Annotated in this window: 16 protein-coding genes; 9 read left to right on the top strand and 7 right to left on the bottom strand. The window is 46.5% G+C overall.

All coding sequences use genetic code 11. The features are described 5' to 3' along the window. The first annotated feature begins 521 nt into the window (after window positions 1-521). The 3 genes from MKX46_RS17860 (at window position 522) to MKX46_RS17870 (ending at window position 2,315) form a co-directional block, all read left to right on the top strand. Entirely contained in the window at window positions 522-1,343 is an 822-nt protein-coding gene (locus tag MKX46_RS17860) for a MerR family transcriptional regulator (RefSeq protein WP_029514719.1), read from the top strand. 139 nt (window positions 1,344-1,482) lie between these two features. Further along, window positions 1,483-2,049, top strand: a complete 567-nt coding sequence (locus MKX46_RS17865; protein ID WP_318627652.1) for an RNA 2'-phosphotransferase — start codon at window positions 1,483-1,485, stop codon at window positions 2,047-2,049. A 146-nt stretch (window positions 2,050-2,195) separates the two neighbouring features. Beyond that, window positions 2,196-2,315, top strand: a complete 120-nt coding sequence (locus MKX46_RS17870; RefSeq protein ID WP_013369112.1) for a hypothetical protein — start codon at window positions 2,196-2,198, stop codon at window positions 2,313-2,315. A 162-nt stretch (window positions 2,316-2,477) separates the two neighbouring features. Here MKX46_RS17870 and gntK read toward each other — a convergent pair whose 3' ends face one another. The 3 genes from gntK to MKX46_RS17885 all read right to left on the bottom strand — a co-directional run bounded on the left by gntK (window position 2,478) and on the right by MKX46_RS17885 (window position 6,258). Further along, window positions 2,478-4,025 carry a gluconokinase gene (gntK, locus tag MKX46_RS17875; RefSeq protein ID WP_341071562.1) on the bottom strand — a complete coding sequence of 516 codons (1,548 nt, stop codon included), beginning with the start codon at window positions 4,023-4,025 and terminating at the stop codon, window positions 2,478-2,480. A 41-nt stretch (window positions 4,026-4,066) separates the two neighbouring features. After that, a complete protein-coding gene (locus tag MKX46_RS17880; protein ID WP_341071564.1) occupies window positions 4,067-5,428 on the bottom strand; it encodes a GntP family permease in 1,362 nt (453 codons plus the stop codon). Window positions 5,429-5,559: 131 nt separating this feature from the next. Continuing rightward, complete coding sequence (locus MKX46_RS17885) at window positions 5,560-6,258, bottom strand: GntR family transcriptional regulator (protein ID WP_165147990.1); 699 nt, start codon at window positions 6,256-6,258, stop codon at window positions 5,560-5,562. A gap of 193 nt (window positions 6,259-6,451) precedes the next feature. On the opposite strand from MKX46_RS17885, the gene map reads away from it, so the two are divergent. Further along, the gene (gene map, locus MKX46_RS17890) at window positions 6,452-7,198 is read left to right on the top strand and encodes a type I methionyl aminopeptidase (protein WP_013308498.1); all 747 of its coding nucleotides are present in this window, start codon (window positions 6,452-6,454) and stop codon (window positions 7,196-7,198) included. A 638-nt stretch (window positions 7,199-7,836) separates the two neighbouring features. Further along, the gene (locus MKX46_RS17895; protein WP_341038482.1) at window positions 7,837-8,799 is read left to right on the top strand and encodes a glycoside hydrolase family 26 protein; all 963 of its coding nucleotides are present in this window, start codon (window positions 7,837-7,839) and stop codon (window positions 8,797-8,799) included. Between the two features lie 156 nt (window positions 8,800-8,955). Here the strand turns inward: MKX46_RS17895 and MKX46_RS17900 are convergent, their stop codons facing one another. Together MKX46_RS17900 and MKX46_RS17905 are read right to left on the bottom strand one after the other, a co-directional pair. Further along, a complete protein-coding gene (locus MKX46_RS17900) occupies window positions 8,956-9,453 on the bottom strand; it encodes a CcdC family protein (RefSeq protein ID WP_029514725.1) in 498 nt (165 codons plus the stop codon). A gap of 167 nt (window positions 9,454-9,620) precedes the next feature. Next, entirely contained in the window at window positions 9,621-10,097 is a 477-nt protein-coding gene (locus MKX46_RS17905) for a disulfide oxidoreductase (protein WP_039270297.1), read from the bottom strand. A gap of 236 nt (window positions 10,098-10,333) precedes the next feature. On the opposite strand from MKX46_RS17905, the gene MKX46_RS17910 reads away from it, so the two are divergent. Then, window positions 10,334-10,960 (top strand): nitroreductase family protein, encoded by a 627-nt coding sequence (locus MKX46_RS17910; protein ID WP_069010781.1) that lies wholly within the window; start codon window positions 10,334-10,336, stop codon window positions 10,958-10,960. A 105-nt stretch (window positions 10,961-11,065) separates the two neighbouring features. Here MKX46_RS17910 and mprF read toward each other — a convergent pair whose 3' ends face one another. Continuing rightward, window positions 11,066-13,708, bottom strand: a complete 2,643-nt coding sequence (gene mprF, locus MKX46_RS17915) for a bifunctional lysylphosphatidylglycerol flippase/synthetase MprF (RefSeq protein ID WP_029514728.1) — start codon at window positions 13,706-13,708, stop codon at window positions 11,066-11,068. 212 nt (window positions 13,709-13,920) lie between these two features. Here mprF and MKX46_RS17920 point away from each other — a divergent pair, with 212 nt between their 5' ends. The 3 genes from MKX46_RS17920 (at window position 13,921) to MKX46_RS17930 (ending at window position 17,399) form a co-directional block, all read left to right on the top strand. Further along, on the top strand, window positions 13,921-14,682 hold the full coding sequence (locus MKX46_RS17920; RefSeq protein WP_341071565.1) for an AAA family ATPase: 762 nt from the start codon (window positions 13,921-13,923) through the stop codon (window positions 14,680-14,682). Between the two features lie 249 nt (window positions 14,683-14,931). After that, window positions 14,932-16,134, top strand: coding sequence for an MFS transporter (locus tag MKX46_RS17925; RefSeq protein ID WP_029514730.1), 1,203 nt, complete (start codon window positions 14,932-14,934; stop codon window positions 16,132-16,134). Between the two features lie 212 nt (window positions 16,135-16,346). Continuing rightward, window positions 16,347-17,399 carry a lactonase family protein gene (locus tag MKX46_RS17930; RefSeq protein ID WP_165148005.1) on the top strand — a complete coding sequence of 351 codons (1,053 nt, stop codon included), beginning with the start codon at window positions 16,347-16,349 and terminating at the stop codon, window positions 17,397-17,399. Between the two features lie 118 nt (window positions 17,400-17,517). Here the strand turns inward: MKX46_RS17930 and MKX46_RS17935 are convergent, their stop codons facing one another. Then, entirely contained in the window at window positions 17,518-18,474 is a 957-nt protein-coding gene (locus MKX46_RS17935; RefSeq protein ID WP_039270301.1) for an ArsR/SmtB family transcription factor, read from the bottom strand. Between the last annotated feature and the right edge of the window lie 253 nt (window positions 18,475-18,727).

The following is an 18,727-nucleotide window of genomic DNA, read 5'->3' on the forward strand; positions in this document are numbered from 1 at the left end:
CGTTCCAGCGAACGTTAATATGCTACAAATTATGCCTGAAATCCATTTTACGTTACATAACATAACATATTGCTGATCTTTTGAAAATATCCATTTTTTTTGTCTCCATTCCGGAAAATTAAAAATGAACTGTGAAAGAGGTGTCTTTCTGCGATTAATTGTAGAATGAACGTAAATTATCAATACTTTTACTGGAAGGTAGGAGAGTGCATTTCAATTTATATTTAAGGTGACCGCTGTATAAATTATAACATGAACTATGTTGATGGAAGGAATAGTGCCATAGGAATTATAAAAGTATGACATTTATGTGACGCTCTTTAAAGAGTCTTTAGTGTACATAGAACGAAGTATTCTCTGCAATGTCGTTTCTTGTATTTCTACAAAGATTCCGTTATGACAAAGGTTCTTAGCAGTCTGCAATATTAGAACATTTTTGCCAAAGGGTTTCCAATGGATTTCGCGAATTCTACATATACAAGCTTATTTCTTTCCATACCATCCGGGGAGGTAATGATTAAATGGAAGAAATCAAATCGACGACGGAAGCAGCAAAACAGTTGGGAATCGGGGCGAGTACCCTTCGTAAATATGCAGCGGCGCTGGAGGAGCAGGGGTATGTGTTTCAGCGTTCCGCGAATCAATCAAGAATGTTCAGTGCTGAGGATGTTGAGTGCTTGAAGGTGATGCGGAGGGCGTTGCGTGAGCAGCATATGACGATGGAGCAGGCGGTTCAGGTGGTGCTTGAGAGAGTGACCGCTCCCTTTCCAATGGAGGATGAGGAATTCCGCTTGCCACCCATCTCGGATGCTGAGTCACTGACCGCAACCTGGGAAGAAATAATGGCGGCGGCTGAAGGCAGGGAAGAGACGGTCATGCAGGCTCAAGTCGCTGCTACGGTTGAACTGACAGAGTTACAGGATGAAATGAATGCTCAGACACTGTCAGAAGAACCCATGCAGCTACAGTTGCAGGAAGAGTTCCAGACTTTGGCATCAACTATTGAGTATAGATTGAAGCAAGCGCCTGTATCTGTACAAACACAGGAGTCCGTAGAGCCACAAGAACTGGCGCAGATGCAGGACATGGTGCAAAACGCTTTGTTGGAAATGCGGAGCCGTTTGGAGGAACTGGAAGCAGAGCACAGCCGTTTGGTGGAAAAGAATATCAACTTGTCTAACCAACTGGAGGATCAAAAACGCTGGATGAAAGAAAAGATCGACGAGGAACGGGATCGGCAGTTAATTACGAATTTGCGTACCTACCAGGGCAGACAACGAAAATCGCGCAGTTCGTTGTTGTCCTGGCTTGGTCTGACACCACGCAGACGCAGAGAGGCATAACTAGCATCTTTTCTGATAAAGACCATCAGACCTTCCCGGTTCTGATGGTCTTTTAGCGTATAAAGAAGAAATAAGAGGAATCCTTAATTTTATGTAGAAATATCTTTTGATCTACTATGTTAAAGGAAGGAGAAATTCAATGAAGAAACAAAAGGAAGATATGAAGCTAAGTAAAATAATGAGCAAAATGCTGCGACACAAACCCGAGGAATCCGGGCTAAAGTTAGACATTACAGACGGCTCTTGTACTGTGGAACACTTACTTCAAATCATTCAAAGCTTGCCAGGCTGGTCAGGTGTAGAGCAGACTGATATTGAGCGGATCGTGCGCAATTCAGATAAGCAGCGTTTTGAAATCCATAACGGTAGAATCAGAGCTAGATATGGACATAGCTATCAAAAGATAGAGTATACTCCCGGGAATCCACCAGATGTACTATACCATGGTACGAATAAGCAAGCATTGCCATTTATTATGGCGGATGGTTTAGATCCTGTTGGCAGAAAGTATGTACATTTATCTGAAAGCACTAACTTTGCAGCATTAGCAGGGAGCCGAAGAGGTGAATTGGTCATGCTCAAGGTAAACACGATTAAAGCAAGAGAAGAGGGAATCGCATTTTATTATGCAGGGCATGAGGTGTGGCTTGCTGAGTGGATTCCTTGGGACTTGTGCAGTATTGATGATGAAGAGAGCAACACTTGAGGGGTTCTATAATTTTGAGGTTAATACATAATGCTAGTCTCCAAAATAAACAGGCATTCGCCGCAAAAATGGGGGAATGCCCCCCTTACGCATTTGACCAGGTCTACATACAATGATCCTGTAAATGAGCGAAGGGAGTGTTGTAAATGAGTCATATGTGCGGAGTAGGCGGTATGGGTTGCGGCGTAGGCGCATGGACCTCTGTAGGAGCGATTCTGGTTCTGTTTATTTTGTTGGTGATCATCTCTAAAACCCTGTTTCTGTAATTTCGGTCTTGGCCGATTTCCTGTAAAATGCACGAATGCTGCTCTACGTGACGAAGGGCGCACAACAATAAAGCGAAGACCCTTGATGAGAAGGGTCTTCGCTTTACAAGTTTAAGGGCCTATGGCTTCGCTGCTGTAACTCCATTCGGTTTACCTTGTAACTCAAGACTGTAGGGACTTGGCTTGAAATTCCGCAATATCCTTGAATTCTTCTTCGAATTTACGTGAAATGCGAATATAAATCGGCAGTAAATCGCGATAAATATCCACGTGTTCTGCTACCGGTTTGTGCTGGTGAGTGGTACCAATCATACCGGACACAGCATCCAGCGAATCAATCCGTCCCAGTGCGTACAAGCCTAGAATAGCTGCACCCAGACATGAGCTTTCCAGACTTTCGGGAATAATGACTTCCTGATCAAATATATCTGCCATGAGCTGTCTCCATAGTTCCGAGCGTGCAAATCCACCCGTGGCGTGAATGACTGACGGTCTGTCGATGACTTCTTCCATGGCGAGCATGACGGTATACAAATTGAACAGCACACCCTCCAGAGCGGCGCGAATCATATGCTCTTTTTTGTGACGCAGGGACAGACCGAAGAAGGAGCCGCGAGCATTCGGGTCCCATAGGGGCGCACGTTCACCGGATAAGTACGGAAGAAAGAGCAGACCGTCGGAGCCAGGACGTACCTGTTCCGCAATTTGGGTCAGCACATGATATGGATCAAGTCCCAGTCGTTTGGCCGTTTCCACTTCGGAGGCTGCAAATTCATCCCGGATCCAGCGGAAGACTATACCTCCGTTGTTCACTGGTCCGCCGATGACCCACAGCTTTTCGGTCAAGGCATAACAGAAAAAGCGCCCTTTGGCATCCGTGAGCGGCTTATCAACTACGGTGCGGATGGCTCCGCTGGTGCCGATGGTAACAGCGATAACTCCAGGCTTGATCGCATTCACACCGAGGTTGGACAAGACACCGTCGCTGGCCCCGATCACAAAAGGAGTCGTCTTCAGTAGGCCCATGTCATGTGCATAGGTCTCATCCAGCCCTTTGAGCACATGAGTTGTCGGCACCAGCTCGGATAGCTGCTCCTTCGTCACACCTGCAATATGCAGCGCTTCCTCGTCCCAGTTCAACTGCTGCAAATTCATGAGTCCGGTTGCAGAGGCAATCGAGTGGTCCACGACATATTGGTGGAATAACCGGGCAAAAACGTACTCCTTAATGGAAATGAATTTGTACGTCTGGGTCGCAACATCTGGTAAATCCCGTGTAATCCACATTAGTTTTGTGAGCGGTGACATAGGATGAATAGGCGTTCCGGTACGTAAGTAAATATCGTGTCCGTTGTATTCATGTTTGAGCGCTTCGGCCCATTTGGCGCTACGGTTATCTGCCCAAGTGATAGAGGCGGTCAGCGGTTTTCCATTCTTATCCACCGCCAGTACACTGTGCATGGCCGAACTGAAGGAGACGAACAGCACATGCTCGGCTGACACTCCGCTTTGTTTCATGACCTCTTGCACCGTCGTCACAACAGCTTTGAAAATATCTTCCGGATCTTGTTCTGCCGCATCCGGCTCAGGTGTATGGAGCGGATAACCCACATGGTGCTGGGCGGCAATATTGCCGTTTTCTTCGAAAAGAACTGCTTTGGTACTGGTCGTACCGATATCGACGCCGATCATATATCGGGTGTCTGTCATATTCAATCTCCCCTTCACTTACCGTTATTAGCTCATTATCGTTAAGTTAACACACTCAGCAGCATAATCAAACCGAAAGCGACCAGGGAGAGGATGGTTTCCATAACGGTCCATGATTTTAGAGTCTGCGGAACCGTCATATTGAAAAATTCTTTAATCATCCAAAAACCGGCGTCATTCACATGAGACAAGATCAGCGACCCTGCTCCTGTAGCAAGGACGACCAGTTCGACATTCGCGCCGGGTGTAAGTGCCAGCACAGGTGCGACAATACCGGAGCCTGTCGTCATCGCGACTGTCGCTGACCCAGTGGCTACACGAATGAGCGCAGCGACCAGAAAAGCAAATACAATCACATTCATATGGGCTCCTGTAGCGACCGCTGCAATGGCCTGACCTACACCGCTGTTGATCAATACCGTTTTAAATGCACCACCGCTCCCGATAATTAAGATAATAGAGGCTGTTGGTGCCAGACATTCACTGGTAAAACGGGACAAGTCCTCTTTCTTTAGACCACGTGCATAGCCTAGCGAGAAAAAAGAAAACACGGCCGCAATCAGTAATGCCATAACCTCATCACCAATGAATTTGAAAAATACAGTGAGCGGATGTGTATTGGCCGGGTCTACAATTTCAGCGACTGATCCGCTAAGCATTAGAATAACAGGTAACAAAATGGTGAACAAAGTAATCCAAAAGGGAGGCAACGACCGCCCCGTCGTATTTCTGAACTGCTCGTCCAGCCTCTCGGAAGGTCTGATCATGATTCTTTTGCCAATCCAAGCGCCGAAGACCGGGCCTGCAATAATGGCGGATGGGATGCCCACGATGAGTGCATATCCTATCGTGCGTCCAATATTGGCGTTAAAGGCTTCAATCGCGATCATCGGAGCCGGGTGGGGTGGTAAAAGGCCGTGTACCGTCGATAGTCCTGCCAGCATTGGAATACCGATTTTCAGCAGAGACATGTTCATTTTACGGGCAACCGTGAACAGGATGGGAATTAATAAAATAATACCAACCTCAAAAAACACCGGAATTCCCACGATAAAGCCTACGATCATCATCGCCCAATGAACGCGTTTTTCACCAAAACGATCCATCAGTGTAGTCGCGATGCGTTCGGCACCGCCAGATTCTGCCATCATTTTACCGAGCATTGTGCCTAAACCGATCACGATGGCGATGGAGCCAAGTGTACTGCCGAGCCCTTTGGTGATGGAGGCAGTAACTTCATGACCAGGCATCCCGTTAACCAGTCCGAGAAATACCGACGAAAGCAGCAGTGAAACGAAGGGATTCCATTTGAATTTAGCAATCAGCAAAATCAAAAGAATGACGGTAACTAGCGCCCATATGAGCAGGGACGCGTTATGGCTTAAGCCGAATAATGTGTTCATGAAGGTATGCCTCCTTATTCTTATATGTATAGCTAAATGTATACTTGTCGACAACTTCAATTAAAAGAGAGCCGCGCCAGCGAGAAACGCATAAAGCGCGGTACATCTGCTCTTTGTCACGCATATTGTGGCTAGGACGATGTCTTTCTTCTGTAGGGAGACAGGACGCTATCGTTAACCGCGTTGCGGGTATCTCGATAATGATCCTCAATAAATCCTGACAACTCCTGAGCATCCCCCTGATTTAAAGCGTTTGCAAAGGTTCGATGTTTGTGAATCGTGACTTGTGATTCTTCGATGTTGGACGCAAATCGTTGTTCTGTTGCAGCTAACATGACCGTCAGGATTAGCTGTCTCATGCCATTCCAGGTATGAAGAATACGGGTATGGCCAGCTTCCAGAACCAGAGCTTCATGAAAATTAAAATCCTGAAGAGAAAATTCAACGACATCCCTGTACTTGAGAGCGACTTCCATTTTGTCAATCATCTGATTCAAAACAGTCACCAATGTGGCATTATCACTATGTACATACCTTTGTACAACAAAATGTTCAATCAGCATTCGCACATCGAATAGCTCCTCCATATCACCGGGTGTCATGCCGACGACAATCGCCCCCATGCGCTCCAGACGGATCAGTCCTTCGCCCGAGAGTGCCTTCAAGGCTTCACGCACCGGAGAACGACTGGTACCAAAATCGGCAGCAATCTGATTCTCAGATAGCACAGTGCCTGGTGTCTGAACGCCGCGTATAATCTGAAGCCGAAGTTCACAAGCAATCCTTTCCCCAAGCGATGCGCCCTGTAACCAGGTTGTTGGATATTTCATAGGATACTCCTATCTAGGAAATGATTTTGCATACTGGTATACAAGTTATGGAATATTATATACCCCGTTTAAGATCCTTGTAAACGGTATCAGTTGACATCGGTTCCATTTCGCTGCTTTTAGCGTTACAATAGAAGTAGAAAAAAGAAGCAGTGAAAAGTGGAACGAACACGGAAAAGAAGGAGACCGTTTAATGATTATCATTAAAACCAAAGAACAAATTGAAAATATGAAAAAAGCTGGAGACATTTTGGCTGCTTGCCACCGGGAAATTGCCAAAATGATCAAGCCGGGCATTACGACACTGGAAATTGACGCCTTTGCGGAATCCTTTATGAAGAAGCATGGCGCAACACCGGAGCAAAAGGGCTATAACGGCTACCAGTTTGCAACTTGTGGCTCACCTAACGATGTGATTTGCCACGGCTTTCCGAATAAGACACCGTTGAAGGACGGGGACATCGTGACGATCGACATGGTTGTGAACCTGAATGGCTGGCTGGCAGATTCCGCTTGGTCGTATGCGGTGGGTAATGTGTCTGAGCAGGCGCAAAAGCTGCTGGATGTTACCAAGGAATCGCTGTATAAAGGGATTGAGCAAGCCGTTATCGGTAACCGGATCGGTGATATTTCCCATGCGATACAAACCTACGCGGAAGCGGAAGGCTTCTCGGTCGTACGCGAATTTATTGGGCACGGTATCGGAGAAGAGATGCATGAGCAACCGCAGGTTCCACATTACGGACCTCCACACCGTGGACCACGCTTAAAAGAGGGTATGGTCATTACAATTGAGCCGATGCTCAACACAGGCACATACCGCAGTAAAATTGATGCGGACGGCTGGACCGCACGCACGTTGGACGGCGGCTTGTCTGCGCAATACGAGCATACGCTGGCCATTACAGCAGAGGGTCCGATCATTTTGACCCAGCAATAAAAGCAGGCATCCACCGCAAACATACAGACTACCGTGGTGAATGGGCTGGACATATTACAGAAAAGGGGCTGTCCAGGGGACAGTCCCTTTTGCTACGTGCATTCTATAAAGGTCCAGTACATGCGGGGAATAATGGTTTCACCTCCAAAAACCGATTTTGGCCAAAAGGCGAATATCGGTTTTTTTCATTTCATGAGTGCCAGGCCACCATTTTAACGAAATATACACTATGCCATCAGAGTGATCAGCTTAGTTCTGGACGCTAGGATACGCTAAGTGTGTGATTATGAATCTTCTATATAGTACAAAAATAACAATAATTTGAAAACAAATTCATAAGAATGAAATGAAAAAATTTCCTTTATTACACATTTAGTCCCTACCACATTTTGCAGAAATTGTTTGTTCATTGTTATATGAATTATTTTTTTGCTCTAATAGAACTATTTCAACTTTTCTCCCTGATGTCGATGTAATTGAGGATCACAAAAACGTATTCCTTTAGGAAGATGGAGATCCACTCGCTAAAACGAAAAACATGTAGGTTGCGAGTCAGCATTGTCCTAGGGGAATATCGGTCACATCTTAAGTCTTGCAATTACAAGTAGCAAGATATAAACATCAGGAGGATAACCATTATGAATTCATTCAAGAAAACGAAGAGCTTGATCAGCGCCCTGACCGGGGCTGCATTATTATTCTCGCTACCAATGACGGCAGGCGCGGAGAGCAATATCAACTATACTGGCATGTTCCTGGGCTATGACGGAAGTGTAAACACCAGTCCTGTCTGGAACTACAACCCTGACATCGTCTCCTATGATCTGCTGAACTGGAACCAGGGGGGAACCGATGCAGCCTCCATTACCTCCAATAGCGCCTCCGCCATCCAAGCCTTGGGGAAAATCGTCACCGTTTCCACCCACATGCCCAATCCCCAGGGTGGAAATGTAAACGCCCCGATGTCTGATTCCGATTTCGAGATCTTGGCTAATACAGACATTTCATCCATCAATTCGTCCAGCCCCGCATGGCTGCAAAATTATAAGGCCCAGGTTGACAATGTAGTGACCGGCCTGCAAAAGTTTAACTCATCCCCCGTTTACTACAGACCCTTCCATGAAATGAACGGAGGCTGGTTCTGGTGGGGGGACAAGAACACGACGGACTATAAGAACCTGTACATCAATCTGTACAATTACATTGTGACGACCAATGGCATGTCCAACGTCAATTTTGTCTATGCTCCAAATAAAGGAGCCAACGCGGCTGCTTATTACCCCGGCTCCAGCTATGTCACCTGGATTGGCATCGACGCTTACAGCGACGATCCGTCCAATGACAATGAAATTAAGATGGCTTACAATGACATCAAAGGACTTGGAAAAACTTATGGCTTCTGCGAAATTGGACCAGCCGTGGGTGGCGACCATGTGGATCGCAACAATAATCAGCTCAAGGAATTCGATTATTCGCTTTGGAACAAGGCCCTGAATGAAATCTACACCGGAGCAAGCTTCTTTATCACCTGGGACGGCGCTTATGCTCCGCAGAACAACATAAACGGCAGCACGCTGTTTACAAAAGAAAGCTCCCAGTAAGTGCCTAGCGCCCGGCGTCCGGGCAAGGCGGAAATGTAGCCTCCGATAGACTAAAAAGACGAAAAGACCAAAAAGGCACGGCCTCCTGGCTGGGAGAACGTGTCCTTTTTTGGTCTATACAGCAATATGCTAGCAAGCATGTTAAAAAACCGTTGGTCAGATGCGGACTTCTGTCTCGTCCGGAACGAATTGACGATATTGAAAATACATACGGAGCCGCCAGTGTAACAAGGTGCCGAAGGCTAGGATGAAAAATAGCCCTGCTGTCTGCGGAATGGTAATGTAATGCTGAATAAATTCATGCAGCAGCAATCGGACGATCAGCAGGCTGAATAGGATAAAGAAGAAGGTACGTGAGCGTTGCACGAAAACCAGCCCTTCTTGCAACTCAAATTTGGTGCTGCGGATCAACGGGTAAGAAAAAATAAACCAGCCGACCAGAAAAGCGCCCAGCGCCCAAAGCCAGGGAACCCGTACTTCCGGTACCACGAACATCATAAAACCGGTGCTCATGCCGAGCGGAGGGATGATGATTTTTTTGGCATTAATCGGGCGATGACCTGTCTTCATACGGATGAAAATAGCCGATATAGCGATTAAGATCATACCGAAGGTTGCGCCATATTGCAGCAATGGGGTGCTAATATGAAACATGGACTGGCCCCCTCTATAAGGAATATAAGCGTTATTGGACAGACTGCAAACCTTTCACATTATACCACATATGCAATGGATATATTTAGTTACAGTCTCTCCCCCGGCAAGCGGATTATACGCCTCTTGGTGATAACACTGGCCCTATAATTGGGTCTCTTTCATACTTATGCGAGTTCTGTTGCTTGTACCTCTCCCTGAGCTGATTTTTTCTCCTTTCGCATGATATAACCCATGGCTACAATAATAAGGATAAAGGCGATCAGTGCGAGAAAAGGAATGGTGATGAAATCGAACCAGTTTAGGTAATCCTGTTCACAGGATACTCTGCCGCAGGAAGTTGAAGTTTGCGTAGCTGCTTTGGCGGCTGCATGGATGCGCTGAATGGTAAAATGATAGGCCGAAATCGCACCTCCAATGATAGCCAACGGCATGACATAACGGCGTATCCCCGAATCCCCTCGAAAATAGGCGATCCCGAGTAGAAGGGTCAGGGGATACATCAGAATGCGCTGAAACCAGCATAGCTTACAAGGCTCATACCCCAAAATCTCGCTGAGATACAGACTGCCCAAAGTTGCCACACAAGCTACAACCCAGGCGGCAAACAAAGCAATATCTGTTTTTTTAAACGATCCAATCATAGTAACGCTCCTTTTTTAATTCAAATGAGAACAAAATGAACTCATTATGTCTTGTCCCATCGGCAGGCATCTGCCGATATGTATGTCTTTATCCGTATTGTACTGTATTTTGAGTGCAGGGTCATACTTAAACATATTGACATGACTAACTATCATTTTTATAATTGCAGTAGTTTGGGAAGTTAATGAGGATTCAAGTTAGATATATATCATAAGAAATTAGGAGTGTGCCCAGAATGTCGAGTAGTCCAAAAAATGAAACCCTATCTACTATTAGTGAAAGACACGCGGTAAAGAGCTATGTTAAGGATTTTAAATTGCCAGAGGAAGATTTGGAGGCTATTTTGACTGCGGCGATAGAAGCTCCTTCCGCTTGGAACCTTCAACATTGGAAATTCCTTGTTATCGAAAGCGAAGCGGACAAGCAAAAATTGCTGCCTATCGCCTACAATCAGGGTCAAGTAGCGGAAAGTTCCGTTACGATTGCCGTATTGGGTGATTTGGAAGCGAACCGTAACACCGTCATTTATGATCAAGCGGTAGAAGCAGGCGCACTGCCAGCGGAAATCCGTGACGCATTGGTAGGTCAAATCAATGGCGCGTACCAAAACCCGCAAGTAGCTCGCGATGCAGCCATCCTGAACTCTGCTCTTGCAGCACAAAATATTATGTTGGCTGCTAAATCTCTGGGCTACGACACTTGCGCAATGGGCGGTTTCATTCCAGCACAGTTGATCGAGCAATTCAATATTCCAGCACGTTACCTGCCAACCCTGCTTATTAGTGTAGGTAAGGCACAAGTGCCAGCACGTCCATCAGGACGTTTTCCACTCTCTGAAGTTGTTGTAAAAGGCAGCTTCTAAGAAGATTTGTGAATATAAAAGGGTGTTCCAGCAACCGTTCGTGGTTGGGGAACACCCTTTTTTACGTCGTGTTAGACTATTAAAGTCCTGTTGTCAGCCCTTTGTTTAGTCCGAGCGTTTGGACACGAGATATACCAGCTCCAGCGTCAGGATCGGTAGAAAGACAGAAGCTGGATAGGCCAGATAGCGCGGCTCCCATTGCGGCTTGAACTTATCCTTAAAGCGCCGAAGCCCCTGAAAGCCGTAAAAATGTCCCCCATATTGGAAAACGAGTCGGGCCAGCTTTTCCTCGCGCAATGCCTTTTCGCTTTGCCCTACCTGGGACAGCGGTGCCATTCCCAGATTAAATGTCGTATACCCACTCTCCTTGGCCCACTCAATGACCCGTGTGAATAAATAATCCATCGTGCCATTTGGCGTGTCAGACAAGTGGCGCATCAGGTCAATGGAGACCGTCCGTCCATGATCATAGGCAGGGGCCATCGTAGCGAAAGCGATGACCTTCCCTTCAGAGTCCTTTAGCAATGCAATCGGAGCCAACTGAAGATAGGGTTCTTTGAACCAGCCGAGTGAATATCCCTTCTCCTTGCGCCCATCCAGCCAAATATTCGAAACCTGACGAATCTCCTCAATCAGTGACGCCTCTAGAGGCGGTTGGATGATTTCGAACGAGTAGCCCTCGCGGTCAAAACGGTTTTTGGCGCTGCGTAGCGCTTGATTGCTTTTGCCCGTCAGTGTAAATGATTCCAGCGGCACCAGTGCTTCCTCGCCCAGTTTGAAAAAGCGATAGCCGTTCTCGTGATAGATGGACAAATACTCCGGCGAGGCCTGATAAAATACAGCCGTTAACGCATACCGATCTGCGAACCGCTGAAATTCCTGAATGGCTTCACTCACACGTTCTTTTGGACCGAGTGGGTCACCTAATACAATCAGTTTGTCCCGGCTACGAGCGTAGGGAATGACAACCTGTTCATTTTTGGTCCAATACAGATATTTATCGCCCAGAAAAAGCATATGAGAGACGAGATTACCACCCTGCCGTTCCAAAAATTCTTTTAGCTTATCCAGCTCCTGCTCGTCGGGTAGATTAGCGATGCTACGCTGAGGTCGAAGAAAGAAATATACCGTCAGGAATACCCATGCCAAAATCAGACTAAACACGGCGGTAACTCCGTAATCGCTGCGGTTCATAAAAAAGTCTAGATGGACCTTGGCATGCAAATGGCGCATAAAGGGAGTGTTGGAGCCTGCCCCAATGATAAAATAAGCCCCGGTTACGAGTAGAGATAATCCACCCCATATTAAAATGTTGTGCCGATTCAGCGGCGCACTGACCCGATAAAACCGCGAACGCGAAATCCATAGCATTAAAGCCACAAACAGTAGGAATAAAGCTTCTTCAAAATCCAGACCTTTAGTGAAGGTGAAAATAGCTCCTGTCAGAAGCAGTATCAATGTCAGTCGTAATGCTCTGCGAATACGCAGGGAGATTCCATGGGACAGGACGACAAGCATAATTCCGATGATGACCGAGATTTCATGCGACAAGCGCATGACGGGCAGGCTGAGCAAATGCTCAGCAAAACGAAGCCGATATAACAGACCGGGCGTAGCTGCCGACAAAAGAAGCACCACGCCGGATATGAGTACCAGCTTACCAAGCGCCCATACCCCTAGATCGGCCAAAAACCGGAATTGACCAGGCCAGCCCCATACCTTCTGCCAGGCATTAAGGGAGTAATCCCAACCTGTCTCAGCTAGCTGATTCAGGCGCTCGTTACGCGGAATCATTTCCAGCGCGGCTAACACCAAGCCGATGAGCCACGGGATGATGTAATAAAAGACGCGAAAGACCAGTAGGACAGCCAGTGCCCGATCTGAGTTGGCTCCCGCCATTTGCAGCCCGAGCAGGGCAATGATGTCGAATGCCCCGACCCCTCCGGGTGCAAGACTGATTAACCCGGCAATCGCGGCTATTACATAAATGCCGAACACAGCATGCATCGGCAGTTCATGGAGCAAGTGCGAGCCGATCCATGCAAAGGTAAGGCCAGCCAGCAGCCATTCCAGTAGGGAAGCACTGATGGAAGCGGAGATGGTGGACCAGGAAAGCTGTCCTTCTCCCTTGTTGAACCATGTGGAGTACCGTTTGGAGCGCTGCATGATCAGGAATAGCGGTAGGTACAATGCCATTCCCCACAGCGCCCAATGAAGCCACGGGTGAGCATCCAGTACAGGCTGTACCGGATACAGATGAACAATGGCTCCCCAAGCCAGCAAAGATAGTCCGGTAATGACGACTGGCGAAAGAAACACGACCGCAGAGGTGATGACACCCAACGGCACACCGCTTTTCTTATACAGTACTGTGCGAAGTCCCGCTCCTGTAAAGCCTGCAAAACCAAAGACATTATTAAAGGTATTGGAGATCCAGGCGTAGCGAAATGTTGTTCCAGGCTTGACCTGAAGCTTGAAATGATGTCTGATTACGTAATCATATGCACTCATAGCCGCCACAGCAACCAGTGAGAACAAGCCAATCTCGATGAGAAAGGTGGCATCCATTCGCCGCAGCTCATGAAGCATACGCGCCAGATTAAAGTCTTTTAGTTCTCGTCCCGCCTCCCATATAATAAAAGCCAGTACAGCCAACGGTAGCAAAATACGTGTCAATCGCTGCCTGTAGATGGTCATTATGAACTGTACGATTTTAAAAGATTGAATCGGTTTGTGATTAGATTTCATAGATTCACCTGCTTGGAAAAGAATGAGATATACACGGAATGAGGTGCTTAGATTTCATACCCGATGAACATTACTATATATTATACCTGTAATAATCGCTTCAATAACAACAGAAGGGTTACGAAATGGGATTTCAGATTGATTGCTGTAAATAATTCCAATATAATGATGGAAAACCTAGTGAATTGCTTGGCAATGGAGCTGATTTGGATATGAGTATATGGGACCGTAATCTTTTTATACGTCGCCTGGAGCTGATATGGCCTCCAGATGCGGACAAGAGCCAATATCCGTTTAACTTAAAGGCCTTACACCAGTGGAACGAACTCAAATTTCATCCTTCCGTCACCTATATTATTGGAGAAAATGGCGTAGGTAAATCGACGCTTATGGAGGCAATCGCGGTCGCGTGGGGATTTAATCCAGAGGGAGGTACTAAAAATTTCAATTTTTCTACACAAGCCACGCATTCCTCACTGTATGAGCATATCCGGCTGGTGAGAGGGGGAGAAAAGCCAAGGGATGGCTTCTTTTTCCGGGCGGAGAGCTACTATAATGTGGCGACTCACATCGACGAGCTGGATCGAGAAGGAGGAGGGCGACCGATTCGAGATTCCTACGGGGGTAAATCGCTGCATGAGCAGTCGCATGGCGAGTCTTTTTTTGCTGCCTTTGTGCATCGGTTTGGAGGGCAAGGATTGTATATTTTGGATGAACCGGAAGCTGCATTATCGCCTTTGCGCCAGATGGCCATGCTTGCACGGATTCACGAGCTGGTGCAGCAGGGCTCACAGTTTATCATTTCTACTCATTCCCCTATTTTGATGGCTTATCCAGATTCCATCTTGTATCATCTGACACATGAAGGGATCGACACCCGGACGCTAGAGGAAACCGATCATTTTATCATTACGAAACAATTTCTGAATAACAGGGAAAAGATGATACAGGAGCTATTCGAAGATCCACAATAAAGTTCGTAGGGACCGCCAGACCGTTCCAGAAATTCATCCTGGTCGTTCGTTATGAGAGGGACAACATCGCCATTTCAAGTTGTTCCTTTTTGCTGTTCTGCCCAAAGGAAAGATTCAGGGTTATCGGAAGTATTTTATGATTGTTATTTGTCCTTCTCTCTATTAATATAATGAAGAGTTTTGCTGGAATGGTTGCAAAATAAGATTTTCGTATACGAAATAAAGAACCTGAGGAGGACAAAACGCTACATGTCAGATTCACAACAGTTGAAAATGGGGCCGCTGGTCATTTTGATGATTAATATGTTTATTGCCATGCTGGGGATTGGCCTCATTATTCCGATCCTTCCCAAGTTTATGAGCTCCTTGGGAGGCAGTGGTGAAACGGGTGGTTATTTGGTTGCCGTGTTTGGCTTAACCCAATTCCTGTTTTCGCCGTTAGCGGGAGAATGGTCCGATAAATACGGACGTAAAAAAATGATTATTATCGGTTTGGTAATCATGACGGCGTCTTCTGTATTGTTTGCGATTGGGGAATCGTTAACCATACTGTATATCTCCCGTTTGCTGGGAGGTGCAGGAGCAGCTTTTATGATTCCTCCGATGATGGCCTATATTGCTGATATTACAACGGTCCACAATCGCGGTAGAGGAATGGGATTGTTGGGTGCCGCCATGTCTCTTGGCTTTGTGATCGGTCCTGGTGTGGGCGGCTTGCTGGCAGATATCTCGATTCGTACGCCCTTATATGTTTCGGCGGCCGTATCGGGCGTAGCTGCACTGATTTCCTTGATTATGCTGCCCGAAACCTTGTCGCTGGAGAAACAGTTGAAGTTTCGGAATGTCAAGGCCAAACGGGATAATGTGATTAAACAGTTTGCCCTTTCTTTCCGCAAGCCTTACTTTATGCTGCTGATTATGATATTCACGCTAACCTTTGGATTGACGCATTTTGAAACGATGTTTCCTTTCTTCGTGACGGGCAAGTTTCATTACAATGAGCGTGATATTGCTATCATTATTACCGTAGGAGCACTGGTCGGAACCGTGATTCAAGCTGTGGTCATTAGCCCGATGTTGAATCGTTTTGGCGAAAAAGGTGTCATTATCGGCTCCTTTCTGTTTTCAGCGATTTCCCTTGTGCTTATGCTGCTCTCCGGCAACTTTTATTATGTACTCGGGGTATCGCTCATCTTCTTTACCGCTACGTCGTTGCTGCGGCCAGCCATTAATACTGCTTTATCCAAAATGGCGGGGGATGAGCAGGGAGTTGCAGCCGGCATGAACAATGCTTATATGAGTATTGGTAATATTCTGGGGCCTGCACTTGCGGGTAAATTGTTCGATGTGCATATCAATTTGCCATATATTTTTGGGGCAGTCATTCTCATCCTTAGTTTGGGGCTGGCTGTAAAATGGAATAGCAGAGATACGCAAACCACAGCGGTTTAATGTTGTTCTTGTCGTAAATTTAGTCTCTTTTGGTGTGAACTGTGACGTTCTTATGAACCACAGATGGCGCCGAAGGAGGCTATTTTTTTGCATACATTGCGAAATGTTAATGAAACGACAGAATCTTGGGTAATAATGCATGATGGTTTTACAACAAGACAAATAGTAGAGCTAAAAGCCAGATAAAAAAAGCTAGAAGGAGCTGAGAGCCGATGGAAGAGCGGAATGAGCAGTTATTTTATACAGGGACTTATGCGTCTCGTCAGGAAAGAGGAATATATGTATGTGCTTTGAATGTGACCCATGGTGATCTGCGCATGGTTGGAGGTGTGGAAGGGATGGAGAGGCCTTCTTTTCTCGCGCTACACCCGGATGGGACAAAGCTGTATGCTGCCAGTGAAACAGAAGGAGGCGAGCTGTATGCGTATCAGGTGAATACCCAGACGGGGGAATTACATCCTTTGGATCGCAAAGGGACAGAGGGAGCACATACTTGCTATGTTTCCGTAACAACCGATGGACGATATGTGCTGGCTTCCAACTATTCAGGCGGCAATGCCGTTGTGTTCCCTGTGACGGAAGCTGGAGGATTAGGAGACATGTCGGGGCAAGTTCAGCATACCGGCTCAGGTATTCGCCAGGACCGTCAGGATGCGGCACATCCGCATTCGATTATTCCAGATCCTTCAGGACAGTATGCCCTGATATGTGATCTGGGGCTGGATCAGATTGTGGTATACCGTTTGACAGAGGATGGAAAACTGGTGACCCATCGTGAGATAGATTTGCCACCTGGTTCTGGACCGCGTCATCTGGTTTTTCATCCTTCGCGTCCATATGCTTTTGTCGCCAATGAGTTGAACAATACCGTCGCTGTGTTTAGTTATAACGAACGTAATGGTGAGCTTACATTGCTGCAAAGCCTGTCCACACTGCCAGAAGGCTTTATAAATGTAGATAATACAGCAGCCGATATTCGGATTACGCCCTGTGGACGCTTTTTGTATGTGTCAAACCGCGGCCATGACAGCATCGTGCTATACCATGTCGATCTGGACAGCGGCAAGCTGAAGACGGTTGAATGGGTGGAAACCTTCGGCAGCACACCGCGTAACTTCAACATCCTGTCCGGTTATCTGGTAGTGGCGAATCAGGATGGAAACAACCTCGTATCCTTTGCCATCCATAGTGAGGATGGAAGGCTGACCCGAACGGGATATGTGCTGGAGGTTCCTTCACCTGTGTGTATTGAACCTGTACGCTAATCGGATAGCACGTGGCAAAAGAGTACGATGTAAGTGAATGAAAAATAAAACACGGCGCTTTGTTTCCCATGAAAGGCATGGGCAAAACGCCGTGTTCAGGTCTTGAAGTGGACTAAAACTATTTGCTGCTATCGCCAGCTTCTACCGTTACTGTTTTGGTATGATTTTCTGCATGTTTGTAGTACAAACGGAACAAGATGTCCTGATTGTAGTTACCGAATCCGGTGCCGAACAGAGTAACCCCTCCCACATGCTGGGCATCATCCAATATGGCAATACGGAATTTCCATTGTTTCTGATCAATCAGCACTTGGCTTAAAGTCACGTCAGAAATTTGCTTCCCATCCATAAAGGTACCCTCGGAGGTAACGCGAAGTCTTTTGAGGAGACCATATTGATTGATAAAATCAGGCCACCATGCAGGTGTGTATTTACCACGGTTATCCCCGAAATCCCCTGGGCTGGTCCATGTACCCAAATTCACATCATTTAGGAAAAAAGTGATATCTGAAGGCCAATTATCATTGGTAAAAGGGGCCTCGGATGATAGTTCCATCGAAATTTCCAGTTCCTCAGCTTTTTGGCTGGACAGTAGGAAATTCGGCACCTTATAATCCATATATCCTTGGCTGAACCATAGAATTTTGGAATTGAAGCGCTCAGGGTCCAAGAACGAACGAGGCTCATCGAATTCACCAATGATCTTTTCGACGGTAGCCAGTCCGCAGGTCGCCTGTATTTCAAAATCTGTAAAGTGTCCGACGGAAATCTCTGTCTGATGGAATTGCCGTACATCCTGCTGATAGCGTGGCATGGCGATTTCAATTTTGTCTGTTGCCAGTGAGCACACTTTCTGTACCCCGCCTCGTCCGGGCAGCATTTTGGTCGAAATAATGGACGCTCTCTCCAGTTTCTTGACATGCATCGTCATAATCGCACTGCTGAGCCCCAAAGCTTCCGCCAGCTCACGTATATTCATAGGCTTCTCCGCAAGCAGAACAATCATGTTTAGCCGAACCTCACTGGCCAGCGCCTCATAAACGGGAAGTGATTTTTCAGAAATGTCCAGTTGCATAGTTCCTCCAATTCTAACGCACATCATAAATTGATGGTAGTTTAACATATATGGATTTTTTTCAATAATAATACATAAAAAACGATATGATTTACATTTATATAAACAATATACCCTTTCCTTGATCATTGGCACAAGCCTAACCCCACAAAAATCCAAAAATTGTTCAAAAAACAGGACACCCCATAAACTCTTTCTTTGTTGTTGGGATGTCCTGTGATGGTATGTGATTTGCAGGTAGGATACGGGTAAA

Source organism: Paenibacillus sp. FSL P4-0113 (assembly GCF_038009305.1).
GTDB classification, from domain to species: Bacteria; Bacillota; Bacilli; order Paenibacillales; family Paenibacillaceae; genus Paenibacillus; species Paenibacillus polymyxa_D.

Bases quoted from the DNA above. Each gene is read 5' to 3' on its own strand.
- MKX46_RS17910 (WP_069010781.1), top strand. From the start codon at position 10,334: ATGTCGAGTAGTCCAAAAAATGAAACCCTATCTACTATTAGTGAAAGA.
- MKX46_RS17885 (WP_165147990.1), bottom strand. From the start codon at position 6,258: ATGAAATATCCAACAACCTGGTTACAGGGCGCATCGCTTGGGGAAAGG.
- MKX46_RS17870 (WP_013369112.1), top strand. From the start codon at position 2,196: ATGAGTCATATGTGCGGAGTAGGCGGTATGGGTTGCGGCGTAGGCGCA.
- mprF (WP_029514728.1), bottom strand. From the start codon at position 13,708: ATGAAATCTAATCACAAACCGATTCAATCTTTTAAAATCGTACAGTTC.
- gntK (WP_341071562.1), bottom strand. From the start codon at position 4,025: ATGACAGACACCCGATATATGATCGGCGTCGATATCGGTACGACCAGT.
- MKX46_RS17905 (WP_039270297.1), bottom strand. From the start codon at position 10,097: ATGATTGGATCGTTTAAAAAAACAGATATTGCTTTGTTTGCCGCCTGG.
- MKX46_RS17930 (WP_165148005.1), top strand. From the start codon at position 16,347: ATGGAAGAGCGGAATGAGCAGTTATTTTATACAGGGACTTATGCGTCT.
- MKX46_RS17865 (WP_318627652.1), top strand. From the start codon at position 1,483: ATGAAGAAACAAAAGGAAGATATGAAGCTAAGTAAAATAATGAGCAAA.
- MKX46_RS17925 (WP_029514730.1), top strand. From the start codon at position 14,932: ATGTCAGATTCACAACAGTTGAAAATGGGGCCGCTGGTCATTTTGATG.
- MKX46_RS17935 (WP_039270301.1), bottom strand. From the start codon at position 18,474: ATGCAACTGGACATTTCTGAAAAATCACTTCCCGTTTATGAGGCGCTG.
- map (WP_013308498.1), top strand. From the start codon at position 6,452: ATGATTATCATTAAAACCAAAGAACAAATTGAAAATATGAAAAAAGCT.
- MKX46_RS17860 (WP_029514719.1), top strand. From the start codon at position 522: ATGGAAGAAATCAAATCGACGACGGAAGCAGCAAAACAGTTGGGAATC.
- MKX46_RS17920 (WP_341071565.1), top strand. From the start codon at position 13,921: ATGAGTATATGGGACCGTAATCTTTTTATACGTCGCCTGGAGCTGATA.
- MKX46_RS17880 (WP_341071564.1), bottom strand. From the start codon at position 5,428: ATGAACACATTATTCGGCTTAAGCCATAACGCGTCCCTGCTCATATGG.
- MKX46_RS17900 (WP_029514725.1), bottom strand. From the start codon at position 9,453: ATGTTTCATATTAGCACCCCATTGCTGCAATATGGCGCAACCTTCGGT.
- MKX46_RS17895 (WP_341038482.1), top strand. From the start codon at position 7,837: ATGAATTCATTCAAGAAAACGAAGAGCTTGATCAGCGCCCTGACCGGG.